At 29.6% G+C, this 20,170-nt stretch carries 17 protein-coding genes and 1 riboswitch; of the genes, 8 read left to right on the top strand and 9 right to left on the bottom strand.

The features are described from left to right. Positions 1–506 precede the first annotated feature (506 nt). Positions 507–668, top strand: coding sequence for a hypothetical protein (locus RR409_RS15275; RefSeq protein WP_332558630.1), 162 nt, complete (start codon positions 507–509; stop codon positions 666–668). A gap of 83 nt (positions 669–751) precedes the next feature. On the opposite strand, the gene RR409_RS15270 is transcribed toward RR409_RS15275, so the two are convergent. Together RR409_RS15270 and RR409_RS15265 are read right to left on the bottom strand one after the other, a co-directional pair. Further along, a complete protein-coding gene (locus RR409_RS15270; protein ID WP_332558629.1) occupies positions 752–1,540 on the bottom strand; it encodes an EFR1 family ferrodoxin in 789 nt (262 codons plus the stop codon). A gap of 59 nt (positions 1,541–1,599) precedes the next feature. Further along, positions 1,600–2,073 carry an ASCH domain-containing protein gene (locus RR409_RS15265; RefSeq protein ID WP_332558628.1) on the bottom strand — a complete coding sequence of 158 codons (474 nt, stop codon included), beginning with the start codon at positions 2,071–2,073 and terminating at the stop codon, positions 1,600–1,602. A gap of 284 nt (positions 2,074–2,357) precedes the next feature. On the opposite strand from RR409_RS15265, the gene RR409_RS15260 reads away from it, so the two are divergent. Both RR409_RS15260 and RR409_RS15255 read left to right on the top strand, forming a co-directional pair. After that, a complete protein-coding gene (locus RR409_RS15260) occupies positions 2,358–2,570 on the top strand; it encodes a hypothetical protein (RefSeq protein WP_332558627.1) in 213 nt (70 codons plus the stop codon). Between the two features lie 659 nt (positions 2,571–3,229). Beyond that, positions 3,230–3,982 (top strand): exodeoxyribonuclease III, encoded by a 753-nt coding sequence (locus RR409_RS15255; protein WP_332558626.1) that lies wholly within the window; start codon positions 3,230–3,232, stop codon positions 3,980–3,982. Positions 3,983–4,268: 286 nt separating this feature from the next. Here RR409_RS15255 and RR409_RS15250 read toward each other — a convergent pair whose 3' ends face one another. Then, the gene (locus RR409_RS15250; protein ID WP_332558625.1) at positions 4,269–4,682 is read right to left on the bottom strand and encodes a hypothetical protein; all 414 of its coding nucleotides are present in this window, start codon (positions 4,680–4,682) and stop codon (positions 4,269–4,271) included. 240 nt (positions 4,683–4,922) lie between these two features. On the opposite strand from RR409_RS15250, the gene RR409_RS15245 reads away from it, so the two are divergent. Next, positions 4,923–6,125, top strand: a complete 1,203-nt coding sequence (locus RR409_RS15245) for a DHHA1 domain-containing protein (protein ID WP_332558624.1) — start codon at positions 4,923–4,925, stop codon at positions 6,123–6,125. Positions 6,126–6,300: 175 nt separating this feature from the next. On the opposite strand, the gene clpA is transcribed toward RR409_RS15245, so the two are convergent. Together clpA and RR409_RS15235 are read right to left on the bottom strand one after the other, a co-directional pair. Beyond that, positions 6,301–8,589, bottom strand: a complete 2,289-nt coding sequence (clpA, locus tag RR409_RS15240; protein ID WP_332558623.1) for an ATP-dependent Clp protease ATP-binding subunit ClpA — start codon at positions 8,587–8,589, stop codon at positions 6,301–6,303. Between the two features lie 4 nt (positions 8,590–8,593). After that, positions 8,594–8,893 carry an ATP-dependent Clp protease adaptor ClpS gene (locus RR409_RS15235; RefSeq protein ID WP_332558622.1) on the bottom strand — a complete coding sequence of 100 codons (300 nt, stop codon included), beginning with the start codon at positions 8,891–8,893 and terminating at the stop codon, positions 8,594–8,596. Between the two features lie 610 nt (positions 8,894–9,503). On the opposite strand from RR409_RS15235, the gene RR409_RS15230 reads away from it, so the two are divergent. Further along, positions 9,504–9,656: a hypothetical protein gene (locus tag RR409_RS15230; RefSeq protein WP_332558621.1), complete on the top strand. Its 153-nt coding sequence runs from the start codon at positions 9,504–9,506 to the stop codon at positions 9,654–9,656. A gap of 47 nt (positions 9,657–9,703) precedes the next feature. On the opposite strand, the gene RR409_RS15225 is transcribed toward RR409_RS15230, so the two are convergent. The 3 genes from RR409_RS15225 to RR409_RS15215 form a co-directional block, all read right to left on the bottom strand. Beyond that, a complete protein-coding gene (locus RR409_RS15225; RefSeq protein ID WP_332558620.1) occupies positions 9,704–10,849 on the bottom strand; it encodes a double-cubane-cluster-containing anaerobic reductase in 1,146 nt (381 codons plus the stop codon). 221 nt (positions 10,850–11,070) lie between these two features. Continuing rightward, positions 11,071–11,829 carry an acyl-CoA dehydratase activase gene (locus RR409_RS15220; RefSeq protein ID WP_332558619.1) on the bottom strand — a complete coding sequence of 253 codons (759 nt, stop codon included), beginning with the start codon at positions 11,827–11,829 and terminating at the stop codon, positions 11,071–11,073. A 427-nt stretch (positions 11,830–12,256) separates the two neighbouring features. Then, positions 12,257–13,870 (bottom strand): hypothetical protein, encoded by a 1,614-nt coding sequence (locus RR409_RS15215; protein ID WP_332558618.1) that lies wholly within the window; start codon positions 13,868–13,870, stop codon positions 12,257–12,259. A gap of 477 nt (positions 13,871–14,347) precedes the next feature. Further along, positions 14,348–14,519, top strand: a riboswitch (cobalamin riboswitch). Between the two features lie 164 nt (positions 14,520–14,683). Here RR409_RS15215 and RR409_RS15210 point away from each other — a divergent pair. Next, positions 14,684–15,919, top strand: a complete 1,236-nt coding sequence (locus tag RR409_RS15210; protein WP_332558617.1) for a glutamyl-tRNA reductase — start codon at positions 14,684–14,686, stop codon at positions 15,917–15,919. A gap of 103 nt (positions 15,920–16,022) precedes the next feature. Continuing rightward, a complete protein-coding gene (gene hemL, locus RR409_RS15205; protein ID WP_332558616.1) occupies positions 16,023–17,300 on the top strand; it encodes a glutamate-1-semialdehyde 2,1-aminomutase in 1,278 nt (425 codons plus the stop codon). Between the two features lie 128 nt (positions 17,301–17,428). Here the strand turns inward: hemL and RR409_RS15200 are convergent, their stop codons facing one another. After that, positions 17,429–17,920 (bottom strand): N-acetyltransferase, encoded by a 492-nt coding sequence (locus RR409_RS15200; protein ID WP_332558615.1) that lies wholly within the window; start codon positions 17,918–17,920, stop codon positions 17,429–17,431. Positions 17,921–18,412: 492 nt separating this feature from the next. Here RR409_RS15200 and RR409_RS15195 point away from each other — a divergent pair, with 492 nt between their 5' ends. After that, a complete protein-coding gene (locus RR409_RS15195; RefSeq protein ID WP_332558614.1) occupies positions 18,413–19,879 on the top strand; it encodes a PLP-dependent aminotransferase family protein in 1,467 nt (488 codons plus the stop codon). Positions 19,880–20,170: the final 291 nt, after the last annotated feature.

Here is a 20,170-nt window from a genome sequence, read left to right as displayed (position 1 = left end):
TGTAATATGAATATAGTTTCATATGCTCTCATTAGTTTCACCTCCTCCCCTTGGACTAACGGCTGTGCTATACACAGCAGGGATTGCATCTATTCATTTTATCAGTTGTTTAATAAAAAATCAAGGATTTTAGTACACGTATCTTACACTTTTATTTATATTTTTTTTATAAATAAGCAATTGCATATTAGGCGAATGCCATTTTTATAAAAATAAATATGATTTCGTTGCTAAATCACATTTAAATGAGATTTAAGTCTACAAAATCTAATATTCTGCTAAGTCTCCTGGCTCAAGGATTATTAAGCACTAAAGAACATACATGTGTTTTCCCTCAAATACACCTTAAATGTAATACTCTAACACTATTAAAACAACTAATAACTATTATAGAATATATCCACAAATTAAAAATTAATTCTCTAACCAAGAAATTTTAAAATGAATAAAAATATTGAAATAGTCACAAAATAATTTGGAAGTAAAATAGTGTTAGGAGGATTAATATGGATAGAGAAAAAGATCCAAGTCTTGACCCTGAATTGCATAATAGAGCAAAAGAAATGATGATAGCAGGAGAAGATTGGGAAAAAATTATGAATGATACTCACTTAAGACTTAAAGATTTGAGGAGAATTCAAATAAATGAAATAGATCCTAAATTTTAACCTAATACAAAATTAGTATTATTGTTACACACTACCTTAAATGTATGTTTATAATTAACTTAAAAATAACGGGAGAAATCCCGTTATTTTATTATCATTTCATTTGTATTTATACTTGGATGCTTATATCTACCTTTTTTTATGGTGCCATTACCATATTGAATTGCAGAGGTTGGACAGAGATGTACACATGCTAAACATTGAGTGCAATTACTTCCCCAAATAGGCCTACCTTGAACGTTTATATTACTACAATTACATACTTTTTCACATATACCACAGCCGGTACATTTATCATTTGAATAAAACTTTTTTGTATTTGCTGCCCCTTTGCTAAACAAAGGATTAATCACATTTGTTAATAAACCTGGCATGAAGCCTTTTTCCACCTTAAAAACACCATTTGCTTTGCTTTTTATAGTATTATTTATTTCTGCTATAATACTTTCAGCTTCTAAAAGTTTTTTCTTCTCCACCTCTTTGCTATCTACGTCTCCTAAAATTATATAATTATTAGGCATCTTTATGGAAAAGCCACTGTTTAGTGTTAAACTTTTCTTGCCTAAAGCCTTACCCATGACTTCTATAGTTTTTCCAATGTTCTCACCACAGGTAGCAACAGTGAAAATATAATTATTTTTATAATTATTAAATTTAAGTTTTTCTATGAATTGAAGCACCTGTTTCGGAGGAGCCCATGCATAAATTGGATATATAAATCCAACAACTTCATTATCCTTTAAATTATATTCATAAGAAGGTTTATCATCTTTTAGCATAGCTGTTATAGAAACAAGTTCTTCTTTATTCTCCTTTGTAATAGACTTAGCTACATAGAGCGAATTTCCAGTACCTGAAAAATAAAATATCATCACATTTCCCCCATTAATCAAATAAATTTTTACTAATAATAGTTTATTATATAATAATTTTACTCTTTATAAATTAATTCAAATTCCTCACATAGAACTTCCATATCCTTAGAGAACTCCTTGCCTATTTCTTTTAATTCTTTTGAAAAATAACGAACATGTATTTCTTTCCATTGCTCTAGTGACTTATCTCCTTCTCCTTCAGCTCTAGCAAAATCTTCAGTAACCTCCTTAAAGGGTACAATAGTTATCTTAGTTGTTTTAATAATACACTGTGGTTCTCCAGTATAATCTGTAATAACACTATATTCTCCCTCTTTTGGCAAGGGTTCTTTAGCTAAATTGTACCAATAATACAAAGATGCTGTGGCTTTTTTTGTTCCTGCTTTAACCAGCTCTGCTAGTTTTACAGCACTCTCTTGATTATCACAAAAATACCAGGCTATTGCGGTTTTATTCGTTGTATTTAAATCCTCTCCAATTGATTCTAAATATTTCATCCAAAATTCCTTAGCCTTCGGATTATTAATCATTATTTTATTAGCTCCTTCCATATACCTATTCAAACATAGAAACCTGTAAATATATAATACTCCATATTGAAGAAAAAAATGATATATTTGTTCTTTTGCAATAAATTTATATTATAACAATAAATAACTAATAATTTAATGGGCAAATCTTTAATTAACCCTATGATTTAATCAGGATTTATTTATAGTAAAAAACAAACTTCTCATTGTAAACTATGATAAATAACTTTTTTCACCTTGGAGATAATAACCTATGGAAAGTATTTTTAGGAAGGATGATGAAAATGAAAAATGAAAGTCATATTGATATGGAAAAATTGAACAAAGTACCACCTGAACACCCTTTTGAATATAAAGATGTTGTAGATGAATCTTTTCCAACAGAATCTCATACAGAAGATGGTAAAACATTTAAAGCAGAAGTTGAAAATGGGATTTATAAAAACGTAAAAGTTGATAAAGACACAGGCAGTCATATTCTTTACAGAAAATTATAACACACTCTGTTTTTTAATAATAAACATGATATTTTAATATCTTTATTTTCTTCTCCAATTATACAAAGTTAATTAATTTCATTTTATAGTTTGTTTACATTGCTTGAAATTTCAATTATGAAAATCATGGGAATACTATAACTAAAAAATATATTAAAAGGAAGGATACCCATGAATATTTATAGGTATCCTTCTTCAAATGGAATAATATTCAAAAGAATTTGAATTAATGAAATTTACATAAGTATTCAGATTAAAGAACTACAAGTAAAAATACCATATAAGTATCTTAGCCGCATCATTACCATTGCATATCGTAAATGGATAATGATGCGCCTTTTTTCTTTAATAGATGTTATCTTTTAAGCAAAAAAATCACGGTTATTTATAACAACTACAATAGCCTTTGACACTTTCTTGATCCGCACATGATTAATATACATAATTATTTTATGATAATAGCAACAAAATGAAATTTTTAAATATCTTTAAATAACAAAATTTGATATTGTAAAATTTGTACAGATTCTTAATCTAACACAATGATTTTTATGTTATTATGTTTTATAATAGTGGCATTAGAAGTTTTTCTATCTTTTAGAATAAAAATTTGTTAATACTAAGAATATAACTTTAATTAAAACAAAAGGAGAATTAAAATGAAATTAATATCATGGAATGTAAATGGCCTTAGGGCTTGTGTTCAAAAGGGCTTCTTAGATTTCTTCACTGAAGTTGATGCAGATATATTTTGCATACAAGAAAGTAAACTTCAAGAAGGTCAGATAGATCTTCCTTTGGAAGGTTATCATCAATATTGGAACTATGCTGAGAAAAAAGGATATTCAGGGACTGCAATATTTACAAAGGTTCAACCCATTAATGTTAATTATGGAATAAACATAGATGAACATGATAAAGAAGGCAGAGTAATTACCCTAGAGTTTGAAGATTTTTATATGATTACAGTTTATACACCAAACTCTCAAGAAAAGTTAGCAAGATTAGAATATAGAATGAAATGGGAAAATGATTTTAGAGCTTACTTAAATGAATTAGATAAGCTTAAGCCTGTTATTATGTGTGGAGATCTAAATGTTGCTCATGAAGAAATTGACCTTAAAAACCCTAAGAGCAACAGAAAAAACGCTGGCTTTAGTGATGAAGAGCGAGAAAAATTCACACAGTTTTTAAATAGCGGCTTTATTGACACCTTTAGATATTTTAACCCTGATAAAGAAGGTGCTTACAGTTGGTGGTCTTACAGATTCAATGCTAGAGCAAACAATGCAGGGTGGCGTATTGATTATTTCTGTGTTTCTGAAAGACTTAGAGATAGGTTAATAAATGCTGATATACATTCAGAAATTTTAGGCTCAGATCATTGTCCTGTAGAGCTTGTAATTAAGTAGGGCAATTGCAAGTTACAAAAACCTTATCTAACATTTCAAATTTTAAATATGGTTCTAAGTTATATTGAAAAAGTACTATCAATTCATTGGAATTCAACAATCATTGATAGTACTTTTTATTTTTAATAATTTTATTGGTAAAGATACTGTTAATCAATTACTAGCAACATCTCTTCTGATCTCTTTTATTTAGACTATGATTATTATAAATATTTTAATGTAGTCTTGTATGCACTTAGAAAATGTAAAACAACTAATTAAAATTGTAGCTAACCCTCCCAGTAAATTATTCAACTTGGGTTAACAATCTTTTCATTATATCTCTTAGTTTTAGTTCTCCAAGTTCTTCATCCGCTACAGCTATAACTAACTTTATTGTGTCATCAGCATCCCATTTGTACGCCTTAGCATCAAAGATTGCTTCTTCTGGAAGAAACTCCTCAATGTCAACGGCTATTTCTTCTGATAGACTTAAATATTCATCAAATATTTCATCTTCTCCTAATCCTTCTAAATCATACTCTTCCTCTTCCATTATTTCTTTCAAAGTTGCTATATCTATACTTAAGTTAAATGCTAATATATCTTCTCTTTTAGTTCCCTTACTCATATCTTTTACAACTTTAAAATCCATATTATTTTCAATAGTTTCTTTCATTTCTTTACTATCTATAACTGTATTCCCTAATGCTATGTACATAAAATTCACTCCTATTATTCATCTTAACTTTATTATTCTATATTATAACACAAACAATTCCTATATTTTAGTAAAAATAGTCCAAATGAAAAAACTTAACTAGGTCATTTACGCTTCTAAATTTTAAGTATCGTTTATTCATTTAATAGATTTCACTTATTGTGTAGTAAAATGTAAAATATGGTATACTATGAATAATTACCAAAGACTTTAACTGTTTTAATTAAGGAGATTTAATTTATGGAAAAACTTTACTATGAAAATCAATATATAAAAGAGTTTACTGCTGAGATTGTAAATATAATTGAAGAGGGAAATGAATTTCACATAGAACTTGATAAGAGTTATTTCTATCCTGAAGGTGGCGGCCAACCTTGTGATACTGGATATATTGAAAATATTCCTGTAACCATGGTATATGAAAAAAATGAAATTGTTTATCATGTAGTTGCAAAAAAACCTATAAAAATACATAGAGTGAAATGCTCAATTAACTGGGAAGATAGACTAGACAATATGCAGCAACATCTTGGTCAACATATCCTATCTGCAGCCTTTATTGAGTTGTTTAATGGGAATACCTCTAGCTTTCATTTAGGAAAAGAAAACTGTACCATTGATATTGATAAGCTATTAAGTGAACGTGACGTTGAAGTGGCTGAAGCACGAGCGAATAAAATTATATTAGATAACATTAAGGTAGAATTTCTACTTCCAACTAAATCTGAATTAAAGAAATTACATTTAAAGAAATCCCTGCCAAAAACTGATGAACAAATTAGAATCGTTAAAATTGGCGAACTTGACTATAACCCTTGCTGCGGACTTCACTTTAACTCTACTATAGAAGTTCAACTAATTAAAATAAAAAAATGGGAAAAATATAAGACCTCTACGAGAATAGAATTTGTGTGTGGGAAAAGAGCTGTGGATTACTTTATCATAAGACATAAATTTGCTTCAAATATTTGCAACACTCTAAAATGCAATGAAAATGAGGTTTTGGATAGAATTGAAAAGTTAGCTTCCGATTTAAATGTAGCTAACAGTGAAAATAAAGTTTTAAAATCTCAAGTTGCAGATTATGAAATTAAAGCTATGATAGAAAACGCTGAGAAAATTAATAACTTTAACGTTGTAAAATCTATTTATACTAATGTAGACTTAAAATATGCTAACCTAATTGGAAATAAACTAACTTCCTTTGATAACGTTATTGCTTTAATAGCAGTAAAAAATGGCGATACAGTAAACCTTTTATTTATGTGTTCAAAAAACATAAAAGGAATCAGTATGGGTTCATTATTAAAAGATTCTATAACCCTAATTGATGGCCGCGGTGGTGGAAGTGATTTTTCTGCCCAGGGTGGTGGTAAAAATAATAATAACCTAGAATCAACACTAGACTATGCCTTTATGAAGGTTAAACAAGCAATTAAATAAATTTGGTTTAAATAGGGGCTGTGTCTTTATGCATAAACATGCTAAATGGTCAGCCCCTTTTATTTGTTTTTCTCAGTACATCACTTTATTCTATTTTCCTATATAATAAAAAAGCATAAGTTTCTCTAGACTTAAAGACACTTATGCTTTAAAAAATATAAAATTTCTGATTTATTTATGTGGTTAATTTAAGGTCAAACTTATCTTCTATTACATCAAGGATGCAATTTCCACCTTTACTTAGACCCCCAAATAAGATTTCATCAACTAATAAAGGCTTCAACTCTGAATTTATTACTCTTATGATTTCTCTTGCTCCAAATTCTTTAGAAATTCCTTTCTTAGCTACATATAAAGTAGCCTCTTCACTGAAGGTCATATTAACATTTTTCTTCTGAAGAATCTCTTTAAAGTTTTCCAATTCTTTTCTAGCAATATTTAGTGCCATAGAGTTATCAATATGATTAAACACCACAATTTTATCAAGTCTATTTCTAAATTCAGGAGTAAATACCTTATTAACTTCCTCTTTAATGACTTCGCCCTTAACTTCTCTATCTCCAAAGCCAATAGCATTCTTCCCAATATTTCTTGCTCCTGCATTGGAGGTCATTATAATAATAACATTTCTAAAATCAGCTTTTCTTCCTTGATTATCCGTAAGGGTTGCATAGTCCATTACCTGAAGCAACACATTAAGTATATCCCCGTGAGCTTTTTCAATCTCATCTAACAACAATACACAGTTAGGTTTTTTTCTTAAAGTATCAGTTAAAAGTCCACCTTCTTCATATCCTACATAACCTGGTGGAGAACCTATAAGTTTTGATGTTGCATGTTTCTCCATGTATTCACTCATATCAAAACGAACTAATTCAATGCCCAATTCTTTAGCCAATGTTCTCGCAATTTCAGTTTTACCTACCCCAGTAGGTCCAACAAAAAGCATGGAAGCTACAGGTTTATTCTCAACATTAAGTCCAGCTCTAGACATTTTAATGCACCTTACTACTTGTTCAACTGCTGTATCCTGCCCAAAGATACTTTTCTTCAGTGAAGATTCCATGTTTTTAAGTATTTCAATTTCGTTCCCTTCTACCCTTTGTTCTGGAATATTACAAACCTTTGAAATAGTTTTTTCTATGGTTTTTTCATCTATAATTTTAGTTTCATCGTTACTATACAATCCAACAAGAGAACCTGCTTCATCTATTATATCTATAGCTTTATCGGGTAAAAACCTATCATTTATGTATTTATGACTTAATTTTACCGCACTAACTATTGCTTCATCAGTATATTCCACCTTATGAAAAGCTTCATAGTGTTCTTTTAATCCTTCTAAAATTTTAATTGCTTCCTCTATAGTTGGTTCTTTCACTGTGATTGTTTGAAATCTTCTGCTTAAAGCTTTATCTTTTTCAAAATACTTTTTATACTCTTCAAAAGTTGTGGCTCCTATAAACTTAATCTTCCCTTCCAATAAATAGGGTTTTAAAAGATTTGAAGCATCTAATGCCCCTGTTCCTAGAGATCCTGCACCTACAATATTATGTATTTCATCAATATAAACAATTGGATTATGATTTTTTTTAATTTCATCTAAAACCTTTTTTATTCTCTCTTCAAAATCCCCTCTATATTTTGTTCCAGCGAGCATTGAACCTATATCTAAAGAGAATATTTCTGCATCTTTTAACTTATATGGCACCTTATCTTCACAAATAAGTTTAGCTAGTCCCACGGTTATAGCAGTTTTGCCTACTCCAGGTTCCCCCACATGAACTGGATTATTTTTTGTCCTTCTACAAAGAATTTGTATGGTTCTTTGCAAGATATCTTCTCTTCCAATAAGAGGTTCACTTTGTTTTTCCTTTACTAATTCCGTTAAATTTACTGTGTACTTTGCTAATACTGATTTATCCTTTGATTTTTCTATATGATGATTCTCTACATCTTCTTCAAGTATGTCTTCTTCATTGTCTTCATCCCATTGATTTTCTTCATAGTTCTCTTCGTCTTCACAGCTATCTACTAGTTCTTCATTACTTTTGTGACATATATTAAAAAGTAGTGTACTTTTATCAATTCCCTGTTCCTCTAAATAATAAGCTGCATAACTTTCTTCTATATCGTAAATTGCAGCAAGAATATGTTCCACCCCAATATATTGGTTTCCGCTTGCCATTGCTTGATTAGCAGCTCTTATTATAACCTGTTGCAATGCAAAGCTTTGCTGCACTTCAGTTCCCTCTACCTTATCTATATATTCATCAATATATGACTTAAGATTAAGTCTTAGGTCATTTATGTTACCACCACAATCTACAATAACTTTAGCAATCTCTTGATAACTTAGAGCCTCGTAAAGAACGTGCTCTGGGGTTAAATACTCATGAAAATTTGCGCTTGCACTATCATAAGCCTTTAATATAATATCATTTACTAACTTTTTTAATTGCATAATCTTACACCTCTTCAACTGAAAGTTTAAAAGGAAATCCTTCTTCCTTCGCTAAACTCATTGCAGTGGACGCCTTAGAAACTGCAATATCGTAAGGATAAACTCCAGCTATTCCTTTACCTTTTTGGTGAACATCTATCATTATTTTATTTGCTTCTTCCATTTTTTTATTAAAAATGTTAACCAAAACATCAACTACAAATTCCATGGTGGTAAAATCATCATTATGCATTATTACATTGTAGTGCTTCGGTTTTTTTACTTTTACTTTATTTTTTTCTATAGTACTAATATTGCTTTCCATAGATTTTCCTCCTAGAAAAGTTTCTCTTAACAATTTTCTACATTTTAATGAACATTTATATTGTTAGTTTTTTCTTCAAATTAAAATAACTAAAAAATGCTTATATCTATATTATTTCAAAGATTTATGTTGCTTCCAATCCTAGATTGCTATTCCTAATTTTCTAGTGATGCAACTTTATGAAGATTTATTTCCTTTTAAACTAATTATTTTCTCAGTTATCTTACAAGCAACATAAAAATTGTACCTCAGCTTAGTATTTTATACAAACCTATTTCTTAACAAATAATAATTTTATATAGCTTTTTTCTATATAAGGTTCTACAAATCTTCAACTTATTAATCACATTAATAAGTTGAAGCAAAACTTTCTTCACTGCTTATCCTAAAAACTTTTCTTAAAGATACTAATAAAAGAAATCCATCACTTGCCAGTATGGTTTTATGTACTAATGCAAAAACTAAATTTATGATTATCTATCACTAAGACTTTGAGGTAACTCATTAATTCTATACAAGTATTTTTTAAAGAATTTGAACTTTGAATAAATTATCTTTAAAATTCACTTTTTGTTAGGTAATCATATTATTTAGGAAAGGGGCAATGAACATGAAAAACAGGAATTCTCAAGACACAAAGAAGAAAGCAACTCAACCAGATCCAACTGCTGATGGTTACAGTCGTTCAATGCTGAACAAAGCAAATGAGAACAGCCCTTATGGTGAGGATGAACCTAATACACGCATTAGTAAAACAAACTAAAAAAATTAGAGCTTAGAAAACTTCTAAGCTCTAATTTTAAACTTAAATTACATCATTTCTATAAATGCTTCAATTCTTGTTTTGATTTGTCCTACATCTGAAGGAGAATAGTTTGTCTCTATATTTAGGTAAGGTTTTCCCTTTTCTTTATTCACAAATTCTTTTACAGTGAAACTTTCTACTGCATAAGTATGACAAGCTTGAAGAGTTATATCTACTACTCCATCAACTTTATAATCGTCAATTAATTCGTCTAAGAATTCTAATCTACCATTATTTGGTGACATTACAGAACATGGAACACTCAAATACTTTTCTGCAAGAGCGTCAATTGGGTCTATATCCTCTCTTACTAATTTATACTTTTCTTTTATTCCTGTGCAATTTTCAAGACAGACTACTACTCCACCACATTCTTCGATAGTTTTAATTACTTTATCTAACACTCCACCACTTGGGCATCCAGTGATTAATATTCTCTTTGCCTCTTTATTAACCGGACTTTCTCCCCTTGCATATTTTTCTTTAAGATCTTTAATCATTTCTGATAACTGCTCAGCCTGATGCTTTTTATCCATACTAAAGTTTGCTCCATCAATAATTTTGTGTAAATCATATCCCCACACTGCAGGTGGATTTAGCTTAGATAATGAGTAAAATTCTTTTAAAATTTCTCTTTCATTATTTCTAATTTTTATTGCTTCTTTAATTTTTTCTTCTGTTATTTCTACATTAAAATCTTTTTCTAGTCTCTCTTTAAGTTTTATAATTTCACCTTTCCATATCTCTAAGGAAGCTACATCTATAGAATTTTGTGGTAACTGCATAACATGCATATTCTTTTTTTGTCCAAGGAGTTCATACATTTTCTTTTTTCCGTCACAAGTAGTTTCACCTACTAACATATCTGAAAAATAGATATATGGACATTTGTCTGTAATTGCAAATCCGTATGAAGATTTAATTAATGGACAAAGGTTTTTAGGAAGATGTTGTTCAGCCTCTTCAGTAGTCTCATCACTCATTCCACAAACTGAAATTGGAATTGCTCCTGCTGCATAAATTACTTCCCATGGTGTAAAAGTACAAAAGGTTCCTACTACTTTTTTTCCTTCGTCCTTTGCATTTTTAACTTTAATAAATCCACTTTTTCTTGCTTCTGCAAATGTTTCAAAGTTTTTTGGCATATTCATTTTTACTACCCCCATCTATGAAATAAAATCCTTAAATTATCTAAATAAAATAAATAAGCTACATACAAACTTACTATTTTCTTTTTAGCCTTAAATTTTTACTAAAAATCATAATTTCTTTAATTAGTTTTTCAGTTGTTATAAAGAGATAATGTTGTAAAATCTTCTATATGAATAAAATATTGTCCTCAAAGAACAAATATAAGAAAGATTGTATCTACCTATTTTAGTGAAGATGCAATTAACGCTGCACCAATGGCTCCAGCATATCTCCCCAGAGGTGATGATGTTACTTTCCCATTGAGTTTTTTGCTTAAGAAATCTATTATAATTTCATTTTCGCATAGACCACCTGTTAAGAAATACTCTTTATCTCTGCTATGCTTTTGACATAGTGAGACAACCTTACTACAAACAGAGTTTAACACTGCATAAGCAATGTCTTCTCTTGGAACTCCCTGACCTATTAAACTAATTACTTCCGATTCAGCAAAAACTGTACACATAGAGCTAATAGTGACTTCTCCACCATCTTTAGCTAATCTTGATAAGTCATTAATGGTCAAACCCATCCTATTAGCCATTATCTCAATAAACTTTCCAGTACCTGCTGAACACTTATCATTCATAATAAAATCCTTAACCATTCCATTTTCAATAGAAATAACCTTAGTGTCTTGTCCACCAACATCTAAAACTGTACCATCCTGATTAAAGATATAGCTAGCACCCTTTCCATGACAGGTTATTTCTGTCACAGCCTTGTTTGCATAAGGAACTGATACTCTCCCATATCCAGTAGCCACAATTTTGCTATTTTTTTCATCTATGCCTAACTTTTTGAGGTTCTCTAAAATTAGCTTTGATGTTTCTAAACTGCTCCACCCTGTAGGACAAAGCATTTTTTCCACTAGTTTATCTTCTTCAAAAACTGCTACCTTACAGCTAGTTGAACCTATATCAATTCCCACAAAATACATTAACTATGCCCTCCTGTATTACAATTTTCACTTTGTAAATCAAATCTTCACTGGCTATTGATAAATCCCTTATCACAAGTTAATACTTAATAATCCATTTTTATTCAATACCTTATACAAGGGAATTTCAAATTTCACTAAATTCTTGCAAAAATACCTTTCATTCTTATTGTTTCAAATTTAACGATTTTTTTCTATAAATATTGGAAAGTTATATAAATCCATTAGATTGTATTTAATATTTAAATACATTTTTTAAAATTCTTTTCATAATTTATTGAAATGCTGAATATAATGCATGTTAAATCATCACCCTAAATTCAAAGAATTTACTAGTAATTCTAAGGCAATTTTCATAAATCAATGGACATATAGCATATATTAAAAGGCATCCATTCATTGGATGCCTTAGCTTATTAAAATTGTTTTAGTTCTTTGTTATATCCTCTAAGAATTTTGTATAATACTCATCTTCACCAGTATATTTTCTGAAATTCTCATAATATAAAGGACTTATTTCCCCACTTAACTGAGAAACATATAACTCTTTATTTCCCTCTATTAAGTAATCAGGTTTGAAATATTCTTTAACCATTATTTTTCCTTCATCATCTACTACTAAAGAATTCTGAAGAGTTATTATCATATTAGAGTTGGGCAATATAGCTTGTGGGGTAAATGAAAGGTAATTATCCTCTCCTGCTTCAATATTATTATTGGATATAAATGTTGCAATATCATTCTCCTTAAGCATCCTTAGTAAAGCATTATTCATTGGCATAGTATCTTCTATACCACTAAATATAAATACTTTCCCTTTATATTTTCCTAATCCATTGAATATAGCTTCTTGTATTTTCAGTCGATGATACTGCGAAGCTGGAAACTTTTCATTGATAATATCATTATTAAAATTATATTTCTCCTCAAATATTGCTGAATATTGTGTTTCTAAATTTTGCATAACTTGATCATTATACTTATTTTTCTTCATAACATTATATCTATTAAACTTTATTTCTCCTGGCGAAATATAGCTTATAATCTCTTCAAATAAAATGCCTCCTGAAGAATTCCTTGTATCTAAAATTAAATACTCACTATTATCTATTGCGTTATAAATATTTTCTTTAACTTCTTCATTATAACTTTGTTCTTCCATTGAAAAGTTTATTGCAACTACTTTTCCCTGTTCTAAAACATTTAGGAAACCTTTTCTATTATCCACATAATATTTATCTTCACCCATATTATCTGTATAAAGCAACAGTTTATTTGGGTCATCTGCTCCAACCTCTACCTGTTTTTCTACTGAATCTTTACCAATCACAGATATTTTGATCTTCGAATCTTTATCACTTAATTGAAATAAATCACCCAAAGCAATTTCTTTCTCTCTTTTGCTATCATAGAACTTATAATAATTTCCATGATATTTATTATTTAAATTTTTCTTTATATATTCATCAATGGCTGTTCCTTGGATTTTCACTATTTTATCCCCTGGATAAACATTAGGATTTTTTGTTGCCCTGATATAATAATCTCCCTCAAAGTAACTAATGTAAACCTCAGGGATAATATATTCATTAGGTTGGAATAGCTCTTGAAAATATTTTAACCACATCTTTTGACCTTCATAGGACTTTACCATAAAGTTTGTTTTCTCAATCCCCCACTGTTCATCAAGAAGTACTAAATCCCCTTGATTTAATTGATTTGGGTACATATCCACTATCCCATTTTTAATATTATCAACAGTGTTCAACATTGCATAAAAAAAGTCCTTATCTGTTTTTGTCTTACTTAAGGTTTTAATAATCTTACTTTTACTTGGAATATTTCCTTCCTTTCTCTCAATTTCATAAAATGGATATACTTCCTCTAGAAGCTGAACTAAATACTTTGCATCCTTTTTCTTTTCCTCATAGGATAGGCCACTACTATCAGAATAATTTGAATCTTTAATAAATAAAACTACAATTAATAACACTACTGCTATAAAAGCTCCCGTAATGTATGACTTAATTTTTTTATCCACCAATTCCCCTCCTAGTGATTTAATTCTTTCTATTTACATACACTTAAATCTTATAACAACTTGCTTTAACATTGTCGTTTTAACTAAAGATATTGTAATCTATAAATACTTTAGTTTGAATAAATAAAACGAAAATCTCCTAAAAGCTAAGTTGTACTGGTTTTTACTATACAAATAATTATTTCTATAGTAACATAATCCAGATTATCAAAAGATAGTGTAGTACTCAATGTTTTTATTAAATTATAAACTTAACCTAAACAATATACACTTGTAGATAATATATGATATAAATGAACTTAATAAGAAAATAAAATGAATATTTTGAAAGTAATCCTTGTTTTAAAAAATTTAATTACCTCATGTAACTATATATGCTATATATAATTGTTTCATTGCCAACTTATGCAGTTTAAGATTAAATTTTAAATTACTACACTTGCAATCTTCATAAGTATAGTGATAGAATAAGACCAATTGAATATTATTGTTGATGGTACACATTGTTTAATAGGGAAAGTGGTAAAATCCACTGCAGCCCCCGCTACTGTAACGAGGACAAATCTTAAGACCACTGAAGTTATCTTTGGGAAGGTAAGAGGAGAATGATTCGTAAGCCAGGAGACCTGCCATGAACATGCTAACTCTTCGGTGGGAAGGAACCTGGCAATAATATATCTTACTACATTTTTATATTAAGTATATTTGCGCACTTTCACTCACTTTTAAAAGTGAGTTTTATTTTTTTAACGCTTAACTTCTTCCACCTACAAACTATTTAACTAATATTAATAAAATATAGGAGCTATTTATATGATACATTTAATTGGAATAGGAAAAGATGTGGACTTAAATATTAGAAGTACCCTTTCTATAAGCGCTACAAGTTTAAAAGATAAACTTTTAATTGTAAGTGAATTTTCACAAGAAGTTGTAATTATTAGTACCTGTAATAGAACTGAAATCTATTTGAACTCTTCAATGAATAAGGATGATGTAATAAACAATGTTTTTGCTGCCTTAGATTGGCCCTTAGAATATAAAAAGTTCACCTTTTATTGTGAGGAACATGATGCTACTTCACATCTTTTAGAAGTTAGTTGTGGATTTCACTCAAAGATACTAGGTGAAGATCAAATTTTAGGCCAAATAAAAGAAGCTTTTGAAAATAGTGCTTCCTTAAAATTAGTTAGTAGTGATCTTTGGAAACTTTTTAACTTAGCAATAAGTTGTGGTAAGGAATTCAAAACCACTACTATGCTATATAAGATGCCAGTATCCTACTCTTCTATTGCAGTACAAAAGGCTTTGTCTCAAAGCAAGAAGAACTTTTTGATTATAGGTTTTGGTAATATGGTTCAACTTGCTTTAAACTACTTAATATCAAGAATAAGTGCAATTGATACTATATATATAGCTGTAAGGAACTTCAAGAAAGTCACAGAATCTGAATTTATAAGAAGAAATATTCAATATATAGAAAACAAAAAAATCAAAATAATATCAATAGATTCGATGATAAGCTTTTATGATAAGGTGGATACTATACTATGCTGTACTTCCTCCTCTACCCCTATTGTGTTAGAAAAAGATTTACCAAACATTGATTTGTTAATTTTTGATTTATCTCTGCCTATAAACGTGGAAGCTACAGTTAAAAATATGGAAAAGGTAACTTTATATAATATTGATGTTTTACATATGATAGATGAGGAGAATAAGTCTTCAAGAAAAGTAATTATGGAATCGCATAGAACTATTATTTATAAATATCTATCTAAATATCATGAGTATGAAAAACTTAAAAATATAAAATATAACATTATTAACTTAAAATTAAAAGGAACTGAGATTGCTGAGAGGCGATATAAAGTTTATAAAAATAAAAAATATACAAAAGACAATGATGTTCTTGTAAAAACACTTTTTGAAAGCACCAGTAAATCTTATGTTAATAAGGCTATTGAGGTTCTAAAAGAGGAAACACTTAAAGGTAATAGGGAAATTGCATTGTCTATTATCGAAAAAATCTTCGGAAGCTGTCAGTGATAGAAACCATTAAAATTCTGAAATATGCCATAGAGCTATTTAAATGAAAACAAGGATATAATCAAATAATGTAAAATTAACGACTAAAATTAGGAGGATTAACATGAGTAATTATTCAATTTTTGAAGAAAGCAAAAAATACATTCCTGGCGGAGTTAACAGTCCAGTTAGAGCCTATAAGGACATGGACATTACCCCTCCTGTGATTACAGAAGGGATTGGCGCTTTATTATATGATGAAAATGGAGATGAGTATATTGATTTTGTTGGCGCTTGGGGTCCTATGATTTTAGGTCACTGTGATAGTGATGTAGTTGAAGCTATTAAAACTACTGCCACAAAAGCCATAGCATTTGGTGCTCCTACAAAATTGGAGCTTGATCTTGCTAAACTAATTTGCACAACTACTGACATTGATCTTATTAGGATGGTTAACTCTGGAACTGAGGCCACAATGAGCGCTGTGAAGCTAGCGAGAGGTTTCACTGGTAAAAATAAGATTGTGAAATTCGCTGGATGTTATCATGGACACTACGAAGGCTTCTTAGTAAGTGCAGGTTCTGGCGTAATGACTGCAGGAATACCTGGAAGTGCTGGTATTCCTGTGGAACATATAAAGCATACTATTATTGCTAAATACAATGATATGGAAGATATAGCAGAAATTTTCAAAGTTTATGGAGAAGATATTGCGTGTGTAATAATTGAACCAGTAGCTGGGAATATGGGAGTAATAAAAGCTAATGACGAGTTTATGAACAAACTCCATGCTCTTTGTAAAAAGCATAATTCATTATTAATTTTTGATGAGGTAATGTGTGGTTTCAGAGTTGCTTATAAGGGTGCTCAAAGTTTATTTAATTTTAAGCCTGATCTAGTAACCTATGGAAAAATCATTGGCGGTGGACTTCCTTGTGGCGCTTACGGTGGCAGAAGAGATGTAATGGAAATGTTATCACCTCTTGGACCAGTATATCAAGCTGGAACAATGTCTGGAAATCCCCTTGTGATGGCTGCTGGAATAGCAACTTTAGAGAAGCTTCACGCAGATTCTAAAAACTATGATAAATTAAATCACTTAGGTAAACTTCTTGAAGATGGAGTTATGAAATTAGCCAAGGCTAAAAATATTCCTGTTAAAGTTAACAGAGTGGGTGCTATGCTAACAATTTTCTTCACAGATTTGGAAGAACTTAACAATTATGAAGATGTACAAAAATGTAATGTAGATATGTTCAAGAAGTATTTTAAACATATGTTAAGTAATGGCATTAACTTACCACCTTCTCAGTTTGAAGCATTATTTTTATCCTTAGCTCATACTGAAGAACATATATTAAAATTCTTGAAATCCTTTGAAAGCTTTTGTACAACTAATTAATCAAATATTAAAGAGGACTTTTGCAGTCCTCTTTCTTTATTATATCTATAGTTATAATTTTAGTTTTTGGGTTACTTCGCCTTCTTATTTATTGATTTTTCATTTTTGCATTAGCACCAATGCCACTACTATTTATTGTTAATGCAGGTTGTCTTCATTACTGAATTAGAATTCATCTTGTTATCAAATTCCTTATTCCACATCATCAGATATTCCTTCTCCCCTGTGGCCTCATCTAAAGTTTCTTCCATAACCATAAATCCATTTTTTAGATAAAACTCGCAAGAGGCTTCATTTTTCTTGTACACTTTCAACTCAATATGTTGCTTTTGTCCTTTTACGTACTGTAATAGGTTCTTACCATAACCTCTTCCCTGACTATTATTATCTATAAAAATTGCCGCTAGATAAGTATCTACCATTGAGATGAATCCAAATATATTTTGGCTATCCTCAATTATATAAGTATCTGATAAGGGTAAATACTTTTCTTTCATGGCGCTCTTTTGAGCTCTCCAATATTCCTTACTAATAAAATCATGAGCTTTTAGTGAAACTCCAAACCATAAATTCACCAAAACTTCTAAATCTTCTTTATTGTACTTTCTTATATTTATCATCTTTACCTCAAAACTTCATACTTCTCTTATTTTATAGAATCATAGTAAATAGTTCTCATTCATCTTGAACCATTCTACATCTTTTAAGTTCTTATAGTTTAATAGGAGTTAAAATCAATAAACCAACTTGATTAATTGATTTTGAATTTAAAATTCCTTTAACTAAATTTTTCTTTATTGTACTATACCTACATTTTCATTACAATAAATATATAAGATTTACATACTACAGGCTTAAACTTAACTGTAATGAAATGAATCTGCTCCTAATTTTACAATATCAGTTAAATTTTAAAAAGTTCCTTTTACTCTAAATATACTAAATAATATAACTCTATGCATTACAAAAGAATAAAGTGAGGAATTTTAAATGATTACAAAGATATACCCAATGGATATTATAAATAGCCCTGACATAAATCTGTTGTTAAATTTTAAGTCCATAATTCATAATAAATCTATTTTATTAAAAGTAAATGAGAGGAAGAAAATATGATTAATCTAGATTGGCAACCCAATAAAAGCTCCTCAAAACCTCTATATTTACAAATTGTTGATTATATTAAATTTAAAATTAGCAGTGGCGAATGGCAAATTGGCTTTGTAATTCCACCTCAACGTGAATTGGCAAAGATTCTTAATGTTAATAGAAGCACCCTAGTTTCAGCTTTGGATGAGTTAAAAGCCGAAGGAATACTGGAAGGAAGAGGGAAAGGTGGTACAAAAATAGTTAACAATATTTCACCTTTTCTCAGCAACATTCAGCCCGATTGGCAATCTTATATTGAAGAAGGTATTCATATGCCAAACTTTAAAACTATTAAGCAAATTAATGATTTAGAGTTAAAAAGTGAGTATATCAGATTGAGTACTGGTGAAGCCTCCCCAGAACTATTTCCTCAAGAAAAAATGGGAATTATACTAAATGAGGTTTCTAAAAATATACCAAACTTAGGATATGAAGGACCTAATGGTATGCTATACCTAAGAGAGCAAATTAGTAGTTATTTGAAAAAATACGGTATTAAAGCAGCTCCATCCTCCATTTTGATAGTATCTGGAGCTCTTCAAGCAATACAGCTAATTACCATAGGATTATTACAAACGGGTGCTACAGTATTTTTAGAAAACCCTTCCTATATGTACTCTCTTCAAACTTTTCAATCTCTAGGCATGAGAAGAAGCGGAATACCTATGGATAAAGAAGGAATTCAAGCCTCCTTAATCCCTGAATATAAAAAGAAGAATCATTCCTCTATTTTATACACCATACCAAATTTTCAAAATCCAACTGGCACAGTGATGTCAAAGAATAGACGAGAGGAATTAATTAAAGTATGTCAAAAAGAAAAGTTACCAATTATCGAAGATGATGTGTATAGAGAATTATGGATTGATAGTCCCCCACCTAATCCAATAAAAAGCATTGATAAAAACGGACTTGTTTTATATGTAGGAAGTGTGTCAAAAACCTTAAGTCCAGGACTAAGAATAGGTTGGATTGTAGGCCCAGAACCTGTGATTGAAAGACTAAGCGATATTAAAATGCAAACTGATTATGGTTCTAGTTCCCTATCTCAATTAACTGTTGCTAAGTGGATGGAAACAGGTTTATATGATGAGCATATAGATAATTTAAGAAAACAGCTTTATATAAGAAGACAAATTGCATTGGACTCTTTAACCGACTATTTTTCAGACATTGCCACATGGAATGTTCCAGAAGGTGGTTATTATATCTGGGTTACTTTAAAGTATAAAGTAGGTATGTATAAGTTATTTCATGAAGCTTGTAAAATGGGAATTCTGCTCTATCCTGGATACATATATGATTCAAACTTTAACTACTCCTTAAGAATTTCATATTCCTATGCTCCTATAAGTGATTTACAAAAAGGTTTGTACAAATTGTCTAAACTGATAAAAAAACTGATCAGAACTCATGGAGAAACCATATAATTAAAGTAAAACATCACTGTTATGATAAATCTTAAGGATAATCTTTCTTTATTCTACTTCAAAATAGTTACCTTAATTATAATAAAAAATTTTTAATATAATTACAATAATACTCAACCATAAACATAAAATGTTTATGGTTTTTTTGTTTTATAATAATTACACTTCTTCTTCTTTTCTTAGGATAAACTTATCAACACCCATATAATCCTTAATACTTCACATTTATGAGCGCTTACTTGAACAAAAACATTTTGAAAAAACTCTTATATTGTTATGTGCTGTGTATTT

The organism is Clostridium sp. (assembly GCF_036642255.1).
Lineage (GTDB): Bacteria > Bacillota > Clostridia > Clostridiales > Clostridiaceae > Clostridium_J.
This window is presented reverse-complemented; position numbering and strand designations above follow the sequence as displayed.

Excerpts from the sequence above, each read along its gene's own strand:
- RR409_RS15275 (WP_332558630.1), top strand. The coding sequence starts at position 507 with ATGGATAGAGAAAAAGATCCAAGTCTTGACCCTGAATTGCATAATAGA.
- RR409_RS15270 (WP_332558629.1), bottom strand. The coding sequence starts at position 1,540 with ATGATATTTTATTTTTCAGGTACTGGAAATTCGCTCTATGTAGCTAAG.
- RR409_RS15265 (WP_332558628.1), bottom strand. The coding sequence starts at position 2,073 with ATGATTAATAATCCGAAGGCTAAGGAATTTTGGATGAAATATTTAGAA.
- RR409_RS15260 (WP_332558627.1), top strand. The coding sequence starts at position 2,358 with ATGAAAAATGAAAGTCATATTGATATGGAAAAATTGAACAAAGTACCA.
- RR409_RS15255 (WP_332558626.1), top strand. The coding sequence starts at position 3,230 with ATGAAATTAATATCATGGAATGTAAATGGCCTTAGGGCTTGTGTTCAA.
- RR409_RS15250 (WP_332558625.1), bottom strand. The coding sequence starts at position 4,682 with ATGTACATAGCATTAGGGAATACAGTTATAGATAGTAAAGAAATGAAA.
- RR409_RS15245 (WP_332558624.1), top strand. The coding sequence starts at position 4,923 with ATGGAAAAACTTTACTATGAAAATCAATATATAAAAGAGTTTACTGCT.
- clpA (WP_332558623.1), bottom strand. The coding sequence starts at position 8,589 with ATGCAATTAAAAAAGTTAGTAAATGATATTATATTAAAGGCTTATGAT.
- RR409_RS15235 (WP_332558622.1), bottom strand. The coding sequence starts at position 8,893 with ATGGAAAGCAATATTAGTACTATAGAAAAAAATAAAGTAAAAGTAAAA.
- RR409_RS15230 (WP_332558621.1), top strand. The coding sequence starts at position 9,504 with ATGAAAAACAGGAATTCTCAAGACACAAAGAAGAAAGCAACTCAACCA.
- RR409_RS15225 (WP_332558620.1), bottom strand. The coding sequence starts at position 10,849 with ATGAATATGCCAAAAAACTTTGAAACATTTGCAGAAGCAAGAAAAAGT.
- RR409_RS15220 (WP_332558619.1), bottom strand. The coding sequence starts at position 11,829 with ATGTATTTTGTGGGAATTGATATAGGTTCAACTAGCTGTAAGGTAGCA.
- RR409_RS15210 (WP_332558617.1), top strand. The coding sequence starts at position 14,684 with ATGATACATTTAATTGGAATAGGAAAAGATGTGGACTTAAATATTAGA.
- hemL (WP_332558616.1), top strand. The coding sequence starts at position 16,023 with ATGAGTAATTATTCAATTTTTGAAGAAAGCAAAAAATACATTCCTGGC.
- RR409_RS15200 (WP_332558615.1), bottom strand. The coding sequence starts at position 17,920 with ATGATAAATATAAGAAAGTACAATAAAGAAGATTTAGAAGTTTTGGTG.
- RR409_RS15195 (WP_332558614.1), top strand. The coding sequence starts at position 18,413 with ATGATTAATCTAGATTGGCAACCCAATAAAAGCTCCTCAAAACCTCTA.